The sequence below is a fragment of the Chitinophaga tropicalis genome, from assembly GCF_009758205.1.
In the GTDB taxonomy this organism is placed as follows: domain Bacteria; phylum Bacteroidota; class Bacteroidia; order Chitinophagales; family Chitinophagaceae; genus Chitinophaga; species Chitinophaga tropicalis.
Window position 1 is genome coordinate 1 of record NZ_WRXN01000007.1, and the last position, 17439, is coordinate 17439.

Consider the following 17439-nt stretch of genomic DNA (forward strand, 5'->3'; position numbering starts at 1 on the left):
CGGAAACATACATGCCTAGCAGATCTTTGCGTCCTTCAGTATTTATCCCTAAAATATTGTAAACGCAGCGGCTTCTCACGTGCCCATCCTCTTTTACCTTGTAGAACATAGCATCCAGCCAAACAATACAGTAGATAGCCTCTAAGGGCCTGTTCTGCCATTCTTTTACAAGGGGAATAACCTTGTCTGTAATAGCAGAAAGAGTACCGGCTGATATGTCAGTATCATACATGTCTTTGATATGGGCGGAAATATCGCGGAAGCTCATTCCATGCCCATACATGCCAATAATTTTATGTTCAAGACTTTCTGCAAGGATTGTTTCCCGCTTTTTGACAATTTGCGGATCGAATGTAGAAGACCGATCACGTGGTGTTTCTATATTAATGGTACCGTCTGCTGTCTTAAGCCGTTTGGGTGTGTACCCATTTTTACGGTTACCATCTTCGCGCTGGGTATCGTCTAAATGCTCATCCAGCTCGCCTTCCATGGCCGCTTCCAGGAACTCCTTTAGCAGGGGAGCAAAGGCTCCATCCTTACCAAATAGAGACTTACCTGAGCGAAACTGTTCTAAGGCCTTTTTCTTGAGGCCGTCGTAATCAAATTGATCATTCTTGCTCATAAAAAGAAACTTGTGTTAAAGGTCAGGAAATTATTTTAACCTTTGACACAGTTCATTTTACAGTCTCAAAGCGCCCTTTTTGAACAAGGGCGCTTTTGTTTATACTTTTATTATACCATCTTTTATAAGCCTTTGCCGCATTCTTTCAGCTTTGGGAGAAAGTCCAGGTCCATGAAAAGAATCAGGTAAGGTAGGATCCATTGTAAAATACCTTGGATCATAAAGGTTCTTTTTTATGAATTTTCTGCAATGCCCTGGATACTTTAATGCTGTTGCCTTTGTCATATTGAATTGTTTATTTTCTTTTAGTTGACACTATCCCAAATACAGCGGCTCCTTTTAATTCTTTCTTAATCATTTTCTATTTTTAAGGATTGTAATAAAATCTTTAGGAATCCCATATTTCTTTAAAGATTCCCGCACCCTCTCCAAATGCTGAATCTGAGCTTCAGTCTTGGGCGGAGGAATAAAATTGGGGTCTACAGTGAAATACCGTGGATCACGCCCGTCATTATCTTCTATTTCCTTTGATGCCTTTTTATTCCTGATTAAATTTCTGTTTGCCATATAAACTCATATTTACTTTCTTATGATTGAAAAAGCTTCATAGTTTTTATCAGTATTGAATGTTTCCCATTCATCTGCAATTCTTCCCTGTATAAAAAACAAACTGCTCACCTCATCATAATGTGCATTAATTGCCATCTGATATAAACGGGTCCTTGATGGCGTACTTCCTTCAATGATAATAACACGATCTTTTTCTTTACGGGTAAAGTCTACAATAGTATAAGCTATCGTTGCCAATACCTTATCCCGGTCTCCATTATTTGAGACTGCCATATCAGAAGCTGTTTGTGTGTCATAATCCCAGTCACTGAAGCTGAGATTAAAACGTGGTATTCCTTCAACATCCCCTTCCACTAACTCATAATCTATCAGCTTTCTGATCTTTCCTTTGGGCCCCGTACTATAGAAAACATACGACTCTCCCGGTCGGTTAACAACACAATGGTATCTGTTGGGTTTCATAATCTATCTGCAAAATACTTCTCATTTAGAGTTCAAATATCAAGCAGAATGGAATGAACAAAATGAACATTAATTAAGAAGAAGGCGAAGTTTGTTTATAAGGTGAAGAGGATAAAATAGTTGAGGAATTTTAGGAATGAGATCATATTATAAACAAAAGCGCCCTTGTTAAACAAGGGCGCTTTTGTTTATAATATACAGAACCGGCTATTATGCAGGTTTCCATTTCAGGTTAGAAAGCATTTCATTAGCTAGCTTTAACTTTTCAGGGAACAATACCTGCCCTGAAAATTTGTCAAGAGATTTATCCCTTTTCAGTTTTATGCCAAACGCAGCGGCTCCTTTTAATTTTTTCTTAGCTTTCATAATCATAAAATTAATTAAATTTTCGTTTAATAAGAAATCCTGAATACTCCTTCCCTTTCATAAAAGGTTCTGTGAGAGCTCCTTTGGTAGCATCTATTCCATATACTTCAAAATCTTTCTTCAATTCTTCCAGATTAATTGTCAAAGCCATTCTATATAACCTTGTTCTTTCAGGAGTGCTACCGGTAAAAAAGACTAATTTACCAGGACATCTCGCAGTAAACTCATAAATGATAGCGGCAACAGTTGCCAGGATTTTATTTCTGTCTTTGTTGTTATTCTTTATATGATCATCGACACTTCCATCAGGTAATAAATTACCAAACGCCAGATTATAAACGAGAGGGTCGTTGGTTTCCATAAACTGGACAATTTTGGGAATATTACCTTTTGGGCCTTCACTGACAAACTCGAATTCAAGTGAACCGCCAGAGATTGACAGCGATCCATATTTTTCATATTGCATTCTTTAATGGTGGTTAACTGCACAATGGTGTTTGGTATTCGTGTGCAAAATAATGAGGTTTTGGGATTAGAAGATGGGGGAAAATGGAATGAACAAAATGAACACTAATTAAGTTTCCGGTTGAATGAGAATAGTTTTGTGAAGGGGTTATTCTTTCCTTTAATGATGTCTGTTATCATCATGCCAGCTATCTGGCTGAAGGTAATTCCGTTACCTCCAAAGCCCAGTGCAAACAATGTGCGGGGCATTGCTTTATACTCTCCTATAAAAGGCAATCCGTCTTTGGTTGTGATGAATACGCCTGTCCACCGGAGTTCGGGGATGAAAGTAAGATGCGGAAATTTTTTGTGGAAGTCTTCTGTCAGGCTTTTAGCTTTACTGTTAATGAGCCTGTCGCGGCGGGCAGGATTATAGAATTTCTCATCCCTGCCGCCTATGAGGATACGGTGATCTTTGGTGGGGCGCATGTAGAGATAGGGATCTTTTGTTTCCCACATCAGGCAGTTTTTATACCAATATTCTTCTCCCGGTATATATTCACTTGCTACGGCATAGGTAGAACGTAATTCTATCAGAGGTTCTTTGATGTACCGTGCTGCCTCGTATCCTGTAGCTACGACCAGGTATTTAGCTTTTATATTGTATCCGGCTGTTGTTTTTAAGGTAACTCCATTTTTCTGATGAATGATATCTGTTACTGTTGTCCTGTCATAAATACTTACTCCTTTGCGGGTATTATACTGGTGCAGGCAATGCGTTAGCATGTATGCATCTGTTTGTGCAGCCATATTTGAGAAGATGCCACCGGGTGCGGCAAATCCCATTTTATCTGCTATTTCTTCTGCATCCCAGTATTTCACGTCAAAGCCCAGTGTTTTGCGCGCTTTATATTCCTGTTTTATCAGTTCAAGATCTTTTTTATAGGAGGCCAGGTAAAGACTACCACGGCGGTCAAAATACGGGGCCTTTATTTTCTTACAGATCTGTTGTAATGCTGCAACAGATTCGTAAGAAAGGGTGTATGCTGTTGCAGCGTTCCGTTCTCCTATCTTTTCTGAAAGTCTGCTAAGCGGTACATCGATCTCATACTGCAGCAGGGATGTGCTGGCGCCTGTACTTCCCAATCCAATAGTCCTTGCATCCACCACGACAGTCTCTATACCTGCCTGGGCAAGGTGATAGGCAGATAATGCGCCGGAGATACCACCTCCCATAATGATCACATCCGTCCGTATATCTTTATCCAGCCGTGGGTAATTGTACGGCAAACCATATCTGACCAATGAATAAGGGTACCCGGAATGCAGATCCACTGATTGAGGTTTTGACAGTAAGCTAATGAAAAAGGGGACTATCGCCCCCTTTTAGTAATATAATCAGCTCAGTTCCGCTCCTACTCTTTTCAGGAGCTCCAGTGTTTTCCGGATCCCTTCTTCTTCAGACAGTTTGGAACCTTCGTATTCGATACCTATGTGACCGGTATAATTGGCGTCTTTTACAATTTTGAGTATCCGGGCATAGTCAGTTTCGACACAGTTACCGTTGGCGTCAAAATCGTGGGTTTTAGCGCTTACACCTTTGGCATAAGGCATTAATTCTGTAACACCCTGATAGCGGTCATATTCTTCCAGGCATTTGGTTTTAGCCCATGCTTCGGGGGTATTAGCTTCCGGTTTGGTGCGGTTCAGGCAGAAGTTGCCGAAGTCCGGTAAGGTGCCGCAGTTCGGTTTATTTACGTTTTTCATGACAGCAGCAAGCCATTTTCCGTTGGAAGAGGAGCCGCCGTGATTTTCCACGATGACGTTGATATTATGTGTGCTGGCAAAATCAGACAGTTTGGCCAGGGATTCTTCCACAGCTTTTGCCACATCTTCAGGTTTTCCTTCTCCGGCGGCGTTTACACGGATGGCATGGCAACCCAGGAATTCGGCAGCTTCTACCCATTTATAATGGTTCTCTACTGCCTGCAGTCTTTTCTTTGCGTCCTGGTCTCCCATCTCTCCTTCCCCGTCACACATGATCAGTACACTGCGAACTCCGTTGTCGCTGCAACGCTTTTTGAGATCTGCCAGGTAGGCTTTGTCTTTCGCCTTATCCTTAAAGAACTGGTTTACATATTCTACCGCTTCAATGCCGAAATCGGTTTTGGCTTTCACGGGGAAATCCAGGTGATTCAGCTTACCGGAAAACAGGGCCTGGTGAAAGGACCATTCTGCCAGAGAGATCTTAAAGAACAGTTCTTTGGCACCGCTGGCTGCCGGCGTCTGCCCTGTTGAGGTACTATCTTTACTTTCTTTTGTAGAAGAACCGGTGTTGCATGCGCTCAATACAGAGGGCAATAAGCCCGCTCCCATTGTATATAGCGCCATTTGCCTGAGAAATTCCCTGCGATGTTTAGGATTGTTCATATACGTGGTTTTATATAACAAAATACAATTTATGAGGCAAAGCTTCCCTATCGCTCAAAAAAAATTGCAAAAAATTACCCCAAAAGAATAGTTTTTTCACATTTTGTTTCTATCTTGATACCCATCAAGTTCCCCGTTTGTCTTTATTTATTATTCCACCTCTTAATGTGCAGAGCAGTTACTGCAACATTATACGTGATAAACTAAAGCCGTGTCGTTTCAAGCGATACGGCTTTCTCTTTTGGCGGATGCCGGTGCCACCATGAAGCCAGCAGGGAGCCGGTAACGTTCATGAGGGGCCCAAATACGGCAGGCGCCAGGCCTATAGTAGCTATTTTCCCCATGCTTTTGGCGATAGCGGTTGCCAGTCCGCCGTTCTGCATACCTACTTCAATGGCTATGGTCCGGCAGTCCTGTTCCTTCATCCTCATTAAACGGCATAGCCAATATCCCAGTCCGTAACCGGACAGGTTATGGATCAGGGTAGATAATATCAGCAATCCTCCTACTTCCAGCAGGCTATCCCTTCCATGGGCAGTAATGATCACGATGATAAAAGCAATGCCGGCCATGGAGATCTTCGGCATGATATTATCCAGCCATTTCAGTTTACCGCTCAGGAAATGATTGAAAACCAATCCTGCCGCTACGGGAATGATCACGATCTCAACGATATGCCACATCATAGTGGTAATACTGATCTCCACATAGCTACCGGCCAGCCAGCGCATCAGGAAAGGAGTTACGAAGGGCGCCATCATGGTGGATACGGCTGTCAGCGTAACAGATAATGCCAGGTTAGCTTTTGCCAGGTAAGAGATCACATTGGAAGCCATTCCACAGGGAACAGTACCGATCAGTATCACTCCGGCGGCTATTTCAGCAGGGAAGTTGAAAAAATGCGCCAGTCCCCAGCCTACCAGTGGCATGATCGTGAAATGACATATTATCCCTGTAAATACGCCCATGGGCATTTTGATCACACCATAAAAGTCACGTATACTCATGGCGGTACCCATGCCAAACATGATGATCTGTATCAGGGGAGTAATGAGATTTGAAAGGTCAAAGCCTCCTATGCGCAGGAAGTACTGCGGATAATACATGGCGGTAGTGACTGCTGCAAAGATCATTAACGTGTAAACGAAACCGCGGGTTTGCGGGCTTCTTGAAAAGAGGATAGCGAGGATGATCCAGAAAGCTATTATAAAGGGCCCGGCGGCGGGGAGGAATGTGCTCATAAAGGGAATTTAAAAATTGAATGTTTTTACCGGTTTATTTTCTGCGGTGCGCAGAGAGGCCGGCTGAATTTGAAAAGGCAGAGGTATTTACCATGTTCTTTTTTCCAGCATTTTATCCAGCTCCTGGCGTGTCATTGGCCTTTTACCGGGCTGTTTATGCTGCCATTCCAGGAATGCTTCCCGGATAGCGTCAGTCCAGTTATTATCGATCTCGCCGGGTGTATACCTGCCGGCTTTCAGCATTTCAAATCCGAACTGGTCTTTTACCTGGATAAATGCTGCAATGCCGATCACTTTCTCTGCCAGGTGGGCGGGGACAAAGATCACTCCTTCGCTGGAAGTCAGTACGAGGTCGCCGGGCAGTACTACTGCACGGCCAATCCGTACAGGCACATTCAGGCCGGATAACATCACGTTCTTCAGGAAGGAGGGGTCCCAGTCTCTTACCAGGGCATTAAAGCCTTCTATTTCCTTCAGTCCTTCCAGGTCACGGGCAGCGGCGTTGAAGACCACTCCATTACCGGAGCGGGCATAGATCGCATTTCCCAGTGTGGAACCTATCAGGGTACCGTCGGCAATCTTTCCGAAGCCATCAGCGACATATACATCTCCTTTGGATAGTTGCTGAATAGGCCAGGAATTGCTGTTCCCTTTAAATCCTTTTTGTATACCTCTTTCCTTCATGGCCTGTTCCACATCAGGGCGGGAAGGGATGAACATGGCTGTAACGGCACGGCCGGCAATGGGTTTGTCGGCATGGATCATTTTCCATCCACCTTCAAACTGGCAATGATACCCCTCTCCTTCCAGGATGGTCCATACATCGTCCAGGCTTACGGTGCGGGCCTGATCAATCACTGCGTCCGGTATTCTGGGTCTCCCGTCAGGAAAGCGTTCTCCTTTCCATGCTGATGTGAGAAAGGTCAGCTCCTCTTTGGGAATGGTTTGCGCGTTGGCGTATGTTGTCCATAAGAGGGTGGTTAGTGGGAGGAGATAAAGCAGTTTCATATTGTTGTCGTTATGTTTGAAATGGATTCCGGAAGGGTTTAGCTGTCGTAGGCGGCTAAACTGAGACATTGAAGTGGATGTGTCAGTGAATATCCTCGTTGGCAAGTCCGTTCAGATCGTACACTACTTTGCCGGCGCGGATGGTCAGTTCACATGTTAACCGCCGGGTACCTTCCTGTCTGCTCTTTCCATCCGTAAAACCAAATTTACCTTTATCTACCCGTAGAATGGCGATATCTGCCACGTTGTTCACTGACAGGCTTCCCAGTTCCGGATGATGAATAGCATCTGCCGCGGCGGAGGTAGTGGCCTTTATCAGCTCTGGTAAAGGCATGCCCAGGTTGAGGAATTTTGACATTACGTTGAGCATGTCTTTCATGGCCCCGTTCATGCTGCCGGTGTGGATATCGGTGCTGATGGTATTGGGGAAGAAGCCAGCTTTGATGGCGGGCAATGCCTGCGTGTAACTGAAGCTGGTACCGCCGTGCCCTACATCGAAGAGTATTCCTTTTTTACGGGCTTCCCACATAAATGGCTGCAGGTTGCCGTTGTCGTCCACGATGGATTGACGGCCTTTCACTTTGGCGTATACATGGGTGAAGATATCGCCGGGGCGCAGGTGTTTCATGAACAGTTCTTCGATGGATAGAGGAGGGTTACTACCTCCGAAATCTATCATGACAGGGGTACCGGTAGCTTTGCCCGCTTCCACTGCCCGATCTACCGGCGCCCATTCCGCGCCTTCATAGTGGGCTACTTTAACGCCTACTATCCATTGCCTGAACTTACGGATGGTTAATGCGGTCATCTTTGCATCCATGTCTGTCAGGTCCTGTTCAAATGGTCCGCCGCGCATACCGCCGCCTACTATATTAACGAATGCAAGCACTCTTGTTTTTGAATGCCGGATGGTCTGATCTAAAAATATCTCGAAATTCTTCCAGCCGGAGCTGCCGGCATCCACGACGGTGGTAACACCGCAACGGAAGGTAAATCCATCCGGCGCTACGGCGTCATAGCTGTTGTTCAGATAGCGGTTGGGCGTGGTGCCTGCGAAGTTGTGTGTATGAAGATCAATAAGACCTGGTGTTACGTACAGGTCTTTGGCATCGATAACTGTTTTTGCTGTAGCAGGGTCAATATGCGCTGCTACTTTTACAATGCTGTCACCAGTCACAGCAATATCCATTACGGCATCTATCCTGTTGCGGGGGTCAATCACATGACCTCCCTTGATCAGTATGCTGTATTGTTGTGCATGTGCATAGGTGAAAATAAGATGTGCGGATACAAAGAGTATCCAATGTGTAATAGCTCCCCTCATTTCCTTTACTTTTAAATTGAGACCTGTAATATGCAGGCACACCCTCCCGCCAGGAGGCGGGAAAGGCGAGATAACATGATATCATGCGCTACCATGTCTCCCATTTGCTGGTGGGAGGGGTATGCCTTGCTTCTGTAATTAAATAAGACAGGGCGGGCTGGTAGTTTCATCCATAACACCAGCCCTTTGATCCCTGCGGGTGACTAAACACGCCATTTATCAACCATGCGTTTCTGAAAATACTTTTTTCAACTGTGCGGCTACTATCTTTTCCTGTCCGGGTACCAGCATCCATGTAGTTACGTTGAAGGTATGCTGGTTGGCGCCGTCTGCCACTTCTATTGAGGGATTGCCTTTGCGAAGCGTTTCCCGTATCTGTGCTGCTGTTGCCGGTACCTTTGCGGGGTCCCAGGTAATGTGCAGCGTAGGAATATGATTGGCTACGGGAGGCACATGTACAGAAGTTGTTATGCCGGGTACAGAGGTCACTGCATCACTGATCAGTTTAATCTGTGTCTCCCACATTTTCCATTCTTTTGCATGATCTGTGGCCAGGTAGGTTTCCAGTGCCACGAGCATGCCAAGCACTTCTTCTTTGTTTACTTTAAGGCCTCTGCCAATGGTATTGCCGCGGGGGGGCGCGCTCAATCGTGCTGCCTGTATATATTTTTTCCGGCCCAGCAGCAATCCTGCGCTCTGCGGACCGCGGATGCCTTTACCTCCTGAAAAACAAACCAGGTCATATCCCATGCCGGTGTATTTCCAGAGGTTTTCTACCGGGGGAACGTCCGCAGCACAATCTATCATTGTGGGGATATTATGTTTCTGCGCTATCTGCAGAAATTCTTCCACCTGTATCTTACCGTCAAAGTTATTGGCGTTGAGGAAGTACATCAATGCGGTTTTGTCTGAGATAGCTTTTTCCAGTTCTTCGCGGGTCTCTATGTATATGATCTTCAGTCCGACATTCTGCATGGCATGTGCATAAGCGATTTCATGCGCTTTCTGCATGATCACTTCTGACTTCATACCTGTTCCTTCCAGGAAGGGCAATGCCGCTACTTTCTTTTCGTCCATACCGGTAATTACGCCTGCGGCGCCGAGCGTCATTGCGGCTGCCGCCCCGGAGGTAACGGTAGCATATTCACATTTCAGCAGCTGTGCAATACGCTCTCCTACTTTATCCTGGAGTTCATCCAGTAATACATACTCTTTGGAAGCGTAGTTGATGGCGGTCATCACTTCAGGCCTCATCAGGGAGCCTGTCATGAATGTATATGTACCGGCGGCATTGATAAAAGTGCGGATGCCAAGGTCTTTAAAATAGTCTTTTGCGCCTGCTGTTCCTTCAGCTTCTTCTGTAATGGGCAATAGCTTAGCAGTGCCTGCAAATGCCCCGAGTACGGGCAATGCAGACATATTTTTCAACAAGTCTCTACGGTTCATATGTAAAAAGAAAAAAGGTAAAAGAAATGATTCACTACAGGGTAGCAATGCAATCCATCTCTACGAGAGAATCGCCGGGCACTCCTCCATACACAGCTACTGTGGTACGTACCGGCGGATTACTGCCGAAACGGCCTTTATACACCTCATTCATTGCTTTGTAGTCATTCAGATCGTGCAGGAACACGCTTACTTTCAGCACTTTCTTCATGGAAGAACCGGCTTTGATCAGCTGTTTTTCCATTTCTTTCAGTACATGGTCTGTATGCGCCTTGATATCTCCTTCAAAGTGAGCGCCGATACCGGCAATGAACACCATGTTGCCATGCACCCGGAAACTGGAAAATAAAGGTACTTCCTGCTCGTATACCACCTCTCCCTGGGGAGTTGACTCAGGGAGTGAGGAACCTGCAGCTTTAGCTACGGCATTTATACCAGTGATGCCGGCAATAGCGGCTACCATTTTCTTTAATACGGATCTCCTTTGGTTTTGCATGATTTCAGAAAGTTTGTTATGATGAGAACAGGTAAAAGGGACCGGTTGTTCACCGGTCCCGGTAAAATCTTCTTATTGTTTATCCCACCAGATGTGGGTTGTCATCAGGTTGGCTCCCTGGCGGGTGATAGCTTCTGCCAGGCTTGCGCTGTTCACGCTTTCTTCAGATGGCGGATACAGCAACCGGCGGGGAATAGTACCTCCGGTAATGTTGCCGGGAATATTTACTGGAGTCAGTTGCGGGTAGCCTGTACGGCGCCAGTCGGCATATATTTCCTGCTCATCGATGAAAAGGGACACCCATTTTTCTGCGCCTATCATGGCCAGTTTTTCGTCTGTCGTTCCTGTTAGCTGATGTGCCGCCTGGTATTGTGCGATCCTTGTGCTGGCAATCACGCCAGCGTCCCCGAACAATGCCCAGTTACGCATGGAAGCGCCGATGGCGGCAGAGAAAGCGTCAGCAGCATTTCCTTCGTACCATCCTCTTACAGATGCTTCTGCCAGCAGCAGGTTGGTTTCGGCGGCGCTCATCAGGATATAAGGTGCGTCGTACTGTAATATGGTGGCCGGGTTAGGCTCTGAGTAAGTAACAAAATCTGCCGGTTTTGTGAGCAGGCCGTTGGGCATACCTTTCTGCAAGGCGGTGGAAGTATCTGGTTTGCCTCCATTCCATACAACGGCTATTACATTCAGGCGGGGATCGTTGTTATTCTTCAGGGAAGTGATGAATGTCTGTGCCAGCTTACCGCCTTCTGTGTTGCTGTTGCCGTTTGCTACTGCGTAGTCGCTGGACAGCAAAGCTGCTGCTGCGGGGTTACGGTTAATGGTCTGCGAGCCGTCTGAATACTTCATGGTAGCAATGTCTGCATCGGCTGTGATCACGCCGCCTGCAATTGCTTTCTTTACCCAAACTTCTGCGGTGGCAGCATCTCTTTTGGAAAGGCGCATGCCTAAGCGCAGCATCAGGGAATAGGCGAATTTCTTCCATTTCGTCACATCACCGCTGTAGATAAAGTCGCCCGCCCCGAAAGTAACTCGACCTGCGTTGAGCTTTGCAGCAAACACTTCCAGGTCATTCAGCATATCTGCGTAAATGGAAGCCTGTGAGTCATATTTAGGTGTGAAGTTGTTGGTGGTATATCCTTTCACGGCATCTGTGTAAGGGATATCTCCATACAGGTCTGTGATGCGGTGCATGATGTACACACGGAAGATCTTAGCGATGGCCAGTTTATTGGCATCTGCCGCATCGGTAGAATCCAGTGCGTTGATAGTTGTGGCGATCTCATTTACGGCGGTTACGTACCCCGTCGTGAAATAATCGTATGGGTAAGTACCTTGCTGGAAGTAGTATTTATCACCAATACCGGGTACATCTTTGTAGGTAGCAAAGTGTTGCATGGAGCCGCCGCAGGCCAGTGCATTGGTAGCAAAATAGCTGTTTCCCATGGCATCCAGCAAGGCTTTGCTGAATACATATTCAGGTTCGGCAACGGGAGAAGCGTCCGGGTTGGTGTTCAGTTCTTCGAAGCCTTTATCGCATGACTGCAAAGCCATTATGGCTGCAACTGCTGTATATATCAGGTAGTTAAATCGCATTTTCATCCTTAGTGGTTTTAATTTCAGGTAATGTCTCAGTTTCTTTTTATTAAGAGCCTGGTCCTGCGGGCCAGACTGAGACAGTATCAATTTTTCAGCAAAAACGATGATTAGAATTTAACCATCAGGTTGGCGCCAAAACTTCTTGTACGGGGAATACCAAATGCTTCAAAGCCTTGTGCATTGCTGTTGGTATAGCTTGATTCCGGATCGAAGTTGTCTGTTTTCTTGTACAGAATTAACAGGTTACGTGCAACGAAAGAAAGCGATGCACTCTGTACCACTTTCAGTTTCTGTACAGGTATCTGATAGCTGAACACTACCTGACGCAGTTTTACAAAGCTGCCGTCATACATGAAATGATCAGTGTAGTTCTTTGTGTTATCGTAGTAGAGACGGAGGTTAGATACCGGAATGGTGTTAGTATAGTCATTACCATTCTGATCAACACCTGTCAGTGTGAGGCCATTTTCCCTGCCTGCCATTGTTTTCTTGTGCAGGCCGAAGCGGGTAGCATATACGTCCATTACAGAGAATACCTTGTTACCGAATTTCCCGTCTACCAGCACATCGAGAGAGAGGCGTTTGTAAGTGAAGGTGTTGGAGAGGCCCATAGTTAAAGGGGGCACGCCATTACCGAGTGCTTTCAGATCGCTTTTCTGTTCATAACCTGTAGCGCTGTTATATACGGTCTGTCCTTTATCGTTCTTCACAGTGGTATAACCTTTGATGATACCATAGGGCTGGCCTACTGTGTTGTGAACAAATGCCCAGCTACCAACGCTGGTGGCCATCTGCAGGGTGTTCAGGCCAGCTGCCAGCTGTTCTACTTTGCTGGTGTTATGCGCCATGTTATAGCTTACATTCCAGGTGAAGTTTTTACCTTTTATGGGAGTACCTGTTAACAGTATTTCTATCCCCTTGTTAGACAGTTTACCAACATTGAGCAATGCGTTGTTATAACCGGATGCGGTAGATACGGCAGTGCTTACAATATCGTCTGTCGTTTGTTTCTTATAGTAAGTCACATCAAAGCCCAGCCGGTTATTGAAGAACTGTGCTTCTGCGCCTACTTCATATGTAGTAGAGGTTAATGGTTTCAGGTTAGAGTTGGTTACCAGGTTGACTGCGTTTGACTGTGTGATCTGTTGTACCGGGCGACCCAGGTGTCCACCCTGTACCATGCTGTATGTCTGGTTCAGGATATATGGATCCGGAGTGGCGCCGCCTACCTGTGCCCATGAAGCGCGTACTTTGGCAAAGCTGACCACGTTTGGCAGAGATACTGCATCAGACAGTATGAAGCTGGTACCTACTGCAGGATAGAAGATACGGTTGTTCTTTGGGCTCAATGTAGAGAACCAGTCCTGGCGGCCGGTGAAGGTCAGGAATACCAGTGATTTATAATCAAGGTCTACTGAACCGAACACAGAGTTGGTAGCTACATTGTTCCTTGTAGGAGTAGTAGTGGTAGTGGTCAGGTTAGTATAGCTGTAGAAGAAAGGAATGATGAACTGTGTACCGGCAATAGCAGTCTGGTTGGACTGATAACGGCGTGCGTTCACACCACCAAATACATTCAGGCCAACAGTGCCGGCAAATTTGGTGTTGTAGGTAGCAGTCAGCATAGAGTTGGTTTCTGCTACGGAGTTCCTCAGTTCGCTGTATTCGCCCGCGGCACCGGTGGTATATACGGTACCTGTGGGGATCACGCCTACGTAGTTATAGTTGAAGAAGTCACGGCTGACGGTACCTTTTACGTAGAGGTTTTTCAGGAGATCGTATCTTACGCTTGCCTGACCAATAAAGCGGTTCTTGGTATCCCTGTTACGGAACCTGTTCACCACGAAGTAGGGGTTAGATGCGTAGGCTGTTTCGTTCCACTGTGTTTCACGGCCTGTTGAGTCATAGCCGGGAGCGAGTGAGCGGATATCTACTGTGTTGGCAATCATGTATACGCCCCAGTTGGGGTTGCCGGTGGCATCCCCGGAACTGGAGCGGTTTCTTGCATTCTCAACATTATATTGCGCTATAGCTTCAATGCTCAGTTTCTTACCCAGGAAAGCATTCAGGTTCAGGTTAGCGATTTTCTTGTCGAAATTTGAACTTGGAACGATGCTTTTGCTGTTGGTATTGGAGAGCGAGAAGCGGAAATTAATTGCATCACTGCCACCGTTGAAAGCCACTGTATTTGTAAAAGTGGAGCCTGTACGGTAGAAGTTGTCTATATTATTTTTCTGGGGAGAGTATTTGTGCATTTTGCCATCAAATGCGATATAGTCGGTACCATCCATTTTGGCGCCCCATGAGCGGCGGCCCCAGGTAATTGCCTGGTCCTGTGAGGTTGGTTTCATGCCACCGTCGCCCTGACCGTATACATACTGCCAATCGGGTTTTACTGCTGGTGTTTCCAGTGTCATGGTAGTATTATAGTCCACGCCGATACCTTTGCGGGCGCGGCCTTTCTTGGTAGTGATGAGGATAACGCCGTTGGCAGCGCGGGAGCCGTACAATGCAGCAGCGGTACCGCCTTTCAGTACGCTGATAGTTTCAATATCGTCAGGGTTGATGCCGCCAATACCGTCGCCTCTGTCTACGTTCTGGCCACCGCCGCCAGTGGTGGGGCTACCGCCTGGAGTGGTGTTATCTATGGGCATGCCGTTCACTACATATAAAGGCTGGTTATCGCTGCCCAGTGAGCTGTTACCACGGATGATGACACGGCTGGAGCCGCCGGGGCCACTTGCCAGGCTGGTAGCGTTCACACCTGCAATTTTGCCGCTCAGTGCATTGGCAATGTTCACCTCACGCGCCTGTGTGAAATCACTTCCTTTTACTTCTGTTACGGCATATACCAGCGCTTTCTTCTCTTTCTTTACACCCAGCGCGGTCACTACTACTTCTGACAGGGATTCATTGGATTCTGCCAGCTTTACACTTACTGCAGCTCCCAGATCGGTTACTGATATTTCCTGTTTGGCGAAGCCCATAGAGCTAACCACTAATACTAAGGGAGCAGTTGCGCCTTTCAGGTTCAGCTCAAACTGACCTTCCCCGTCAGCAACGGTAGCTATGGAGGGGTTACCTTTCAGCATAATGGTAGCGCCCGGAACGGGAGCTCCGTCAGGCCCTGTGATTTTACCTTTGAGCTTATCTGCCATCAATGCGCTCTGCTGGAATGTAGTAGCAGCACCAGGCATGTAAATAGAATATTGTGTTCTGTTGATTCGCATATAGGTGAGTGAGAAATCGGCCAGCAGGAGTTTCAGTGCGGCTTCTGCCTCCATGTTCTCAACTTTTTCGAGAAGATCTGCAGAGATGTTCTTTCCATCCAGCAATCCTTCTTTGTAGGCAATACGGATATTCTGAAACCTTTTCAGTTTCAATAAAGCATCTTTAAGGGACACTGTAGCTGATGCATGTTTGGAAGGGACCTTTTCAGACTGTCTCATGGCATACACCGGCGACGTCTGTGCGCTGACGGGCAAGGCAATACCTGGCAACAGGGCACAGGAGAGCAGCCCCAAAACGAGATTTTGGTTCAAAATGTTCATAGTTTTTTTTTACGTGTCCTAGTTTTCCGCGCGTTTTTCCGCTGTTTATTTTCCTGAAGTGATAACCAGTTGTTTTTCTGCAGGCTGGTCAATTTTCACGTTAAGCGTCGTGGTAATTACAGTCAATAGTTCTTCTACGTTCGTTACGTTAATATCTCCTTCTATCTTTAGCTTTTTAATGGATTGTTCACTCACCTTTACAGCGTAACCGTAGTTGTCCTGCAAGGTTTCTATGATCTCTCCTAAAGTGGCGTCTGTAAACGTTAACGGTACCTGCGTCCAACGTTTGAGTTTTTCAGGTTTATCCAGTTTCCTGGTCAGTAATAATCTGTTACTTTCATATTCTATATAATCCCCCGGCAGCATAATAACTGCATGCTTATTATCTGCTGCACCTGCGTTATAATCTACTTTGATCTTACCTGTAACAAGGCCGACATTAGTTTTTCCGTGACGACTTCTGACATTGAATGAGGTTCCTAATACTTCTATATCCAATCCGTTACTATGTACTATAAATTTTTGCCCGGGGGTAATGTGAGTGGTATCCCTGTTCAGGTGCTGTACATCAAAGAAGGCTTCTCCTTCCACCCATACTTCCCTTGGAGTTTCAGCATTCCATGTGGTATTGTAGGTAATGGAAGATGCGGCATTCAGTGTTACGACAGACTGATCAGGTAATGTAATGGTCCTTTTTTCACCATAACCTGTTGCTATTACCTGCTGTGCGGGGCTCATGAGCCTGCTTACAACGAAATAACCGCCTACGGTGATCAGCAGTAATATTGCCGCTGCTTTCATCCAGGCGTTCATTCTGAATAAGCGGGCCGGTTTACGGTTTTCCTGCTCCTGTATAGTGGCAGTGATCCTTTCCAGCAGATGAGCTTTGCTATCTTTATTATCCCAGAACTCCTGCGCCCGGTAAGAGCGCACTACGCTTACTGCATAATTATAATTATCTGCAACAGTAGGATATAATAACGGAAACTCACTCCAGAACTGCGCGGCAGCAGTATCCTGTTCTTTACCTGACATCCACCTGATAAAGCCGTCATCATTCAGGAAATCCTGCAGCGTATATTGTAAGTATTGGTCGTTGATCATCACTATATCCCCTGTTTACACCTATTAGACATTACATGGTCTAAATTATCCCTCAGGAACCGGAATTTTTTTTGAAAAATTTCTGAAGAGAAAGAAAAGGATGATAATTACCATCCAGAAGCGTTTGTCAGATACTTTCTGAAGATTATCCAGCGCTTTATATAATAATTTATATGTAGAGCTCATATTAATGTCCATGATAGCAGAGATCTCTTCGTAGGACATTCCTTCGTAAAAGCGTAAGAATATGATTTCCTGCTGGCGTGCAGGCAGTGTGTTAACCAGTGCTATGACCTGTTTTCTCAGTTCCAGTTCTTCGTGGCGGAGGGAAGGATCGGGAGTAAAGTTGACGCTAAAGTCTCCCTCGCCGGATTCATTATCCAGCTCTACAAATTTTGACAGTGATTGTATTTTCCGGAATAGTGTGGAGCGTAATGCTTTATACAGGTAGTTCTTCACAGAAACGGGGTTTCCCAGCCTGGCACGTGTAGTCCATAACCTGACAAACAGATCGTGTACCACATCCTGGATCAGATCTGCATCCTGCGTGAACTTGCGGCCGTAATTGTTCAACAGTTCGTAAAACTCGCCGTAAAGGGCAGTAAATGCATCCCAATCTCCCTGTTTAAACGCATTCCACCATAACACGTGACTCTCGGATTGCATTGGTAATTAGTTTTGGAAGACGATTGCCTAATAATACAAAAAAAATAGCGGCCAATTATAACATTTTAGTTTTGGCAGGCTACTATTTTTTGAGAGAGGGCGGGTGG

17 protein-coding genes are annotated in these 17439 nt (G+C 46.0%); all 17 read right to left on the reverse strand.

Features of this window, described 5'->3' with window-relative positions; translation table 11 throughout:
• A partial coding sequence (locus tag GO493_RS16760) for an IS256 family transposase (RefSeq protein ID WP_198315737.1) occupies nt 1–622 on the reverse strand: 622 nt, incomplete at its 3' end.
• 99 nt (nt 623–721) lie between these two features.
• The gene (locus GO493_RS16765; RefSeq protein ID WP_157307374.1) at nt 722–907 is read right to left on the reverse strand and encodes a hypothetical protein; all 186 of its coding nucleotides are present in this window, start codon (nt 905–907) and stop codon (nt 722–724) included.
• Between the two features lie 69 nt (nt 908–976).
• Nucleotides 977–1189 carry a hypothetical protein gene (locus tag GO493_RS16770; protein WP_157307375.1) on the reverse strand — a complete coding sequence of 71 codons (213 nt, stop codon included), beginning with the start codon at nt 1187–1189 and terminating at the stop codon, nt 977–979.
• A 12-nt stretch (nt 1190–1201) separates the two neighbouring features.
• Nucleotides 1202–1654: a DUF6934 family protein gene (locus tag GO493_RS16775; protein ID WP_157307376.1), complete on the reverse strand. Its 453-nt coding sequence runs from the start codon at nt 1652–1654 to the stop codon at nt 1202–1204.
• Nucleotides 1655–1864: 210 nt separating this feature from the next.
• Entirely contained in the window at nt 1865–2020 is a 156-nt protein-coding gene (locus GO493_RS30860; RefSeq protein ID WP_198315738.1) for a hypothetical protein, read from the reverse strand.
• Between the two features lie 10 nt (nt 2021–2030).
• The gene (locus GO493_RS16780) at nt 2031–2486 is read right to left on the reverse strand and encodes a DUF6934 family protein (protein WP_157307377.1); all 456 of its coding nucleotides are present in this window, start codon (nt 2484–2486) and stop codon (nt 2031–2033) included.
• Between the two features lie 104 nt (nt 2487–2590).
• Nucleotides 2591–3799, reverse strand: coding sequence for an NAD(P)/FAD-dependent oxidoreductase (locus GO493_RS16785; protein WP_317165435.1), 1209 nt, complete (start codon nt 3797–3799; stop codon nt 2591–2593).
• A 63-nt stretch (nt 3800–3862) separates the two neighbouring features.
• A complete protein-coding gene (locus GO493_RS16790) occupies nt 3863–4894 on the reverse strand; it encodes a sugar phosphate isomerase/epimerase family protein (protein ID WP_157307378.1) in 1032 nt (343 codons plus the stop codon).
• Nucleotides 4895–5097: 203 nt separating this feature from the next.
• Nucleotides 5098–6135, reverse strand: coding sequence for a bile acid:sodium symporter family protein (locus GO493_RS16795; protein ID WP_157307379.1), 1038 nt, complete (start codon nt 6133–6135; stop codon nt 5098–5100).
• A gap of 87 nt (nt 6136–6222) precedes the next feature.
• On the reverse strand, nt 6223–7143 hold the full coding sequence (locus GO493_RS16800; RefSeq protein ID WP_157307380.1) for an RraA family protein: 921 nt from the start codon (nt 7141–7143) through the stop codon (nt 6223–6225).
• Nucleotides 7144–7225: 82 nt separating this feature from the next.
• Nucleotides 7226–8467, reverse strand: a complete 1242-nt coding sequence (locus tag GO493_RS16805; protein WP_157307381.1) for an amidohydrolase/deacetylase family metallohydrolase — start codon at nt 8465–8467, stop codon at nt 7226–7228.
• Nucleotides 8468–8686: 219 nt separating this feature from the next.
• Nucleotides 8687–9913, reverse strand: coding sequence for an aminotransferase class V-fold PLP-dependent enzyme (locus GO493_RS16810; RefSeq protein ID WP_157307382.1), 1227 nt, complete (start codon nt 9911–9913; stop codon nt 8687–8689).
• Between the two features lie 34 nt (nt 9914–9947).
• Nucleotides 9948–10409: a RidA family protein gene (locus GO493_RS16815; RefSeq protein WP_157307383.1), complete on the reverse strand. Its 462-nt coding sequence runs from the start codon at nt 10407–10409 to the stop codon at nt 9948–9950.
• Nucleotides 10410–10481: 72 nt separating this feature from the next.
• Entirely contained in the window at nt 10482–12014 is a 1533-nt protein-coding gene (locus tag GO493_RS16820) for a SusD/RagB family nutrient-binding outer membrane lipoprotein (protein WP_157307384.1), read from the reverse strand.
• A 104-nt stretch (nt 12015–12118) separates the two neighbouring features.
• Nucleotides 12119–15562: a SusC/RagA family TonB-linked outer membrane protein gene (locus GO493_RS16825; RefSeq protein ID WP_157307385.1), complete on the reverse strand. Its 3444-nt coding sequence runs from the start codon at nt 15560–15562 to the stop codon at nt 12119–12121.
• Nucleotides 15563–15607: 45 nt separating this feature from the next.
• The gene (locus GO493_RS16830) at nt 15608–16666 is read right to left on the reverse strand and encodes a FecR family protein (RefSeq protein ID WP_157307386.1); all 1059 of its coding nucleotides are present in this window, start codon (nt 16664–16666) and stop codon (nt 15608–15610) included.
• A gap of 45 nt (nt 16667–16711) precedes the next feature.
• A complete protein-coding gene (locus GO493_RS16835) occupies nt 16712–17332 on the reverse strand; it encodes an RNA polymerase sigma factor (protein WP_157307387.1) in 621 nt (206 codons plus the stop codon).
• Between the last annotated feature and the right edge of the window lie 107 nt (nt 17333–17439).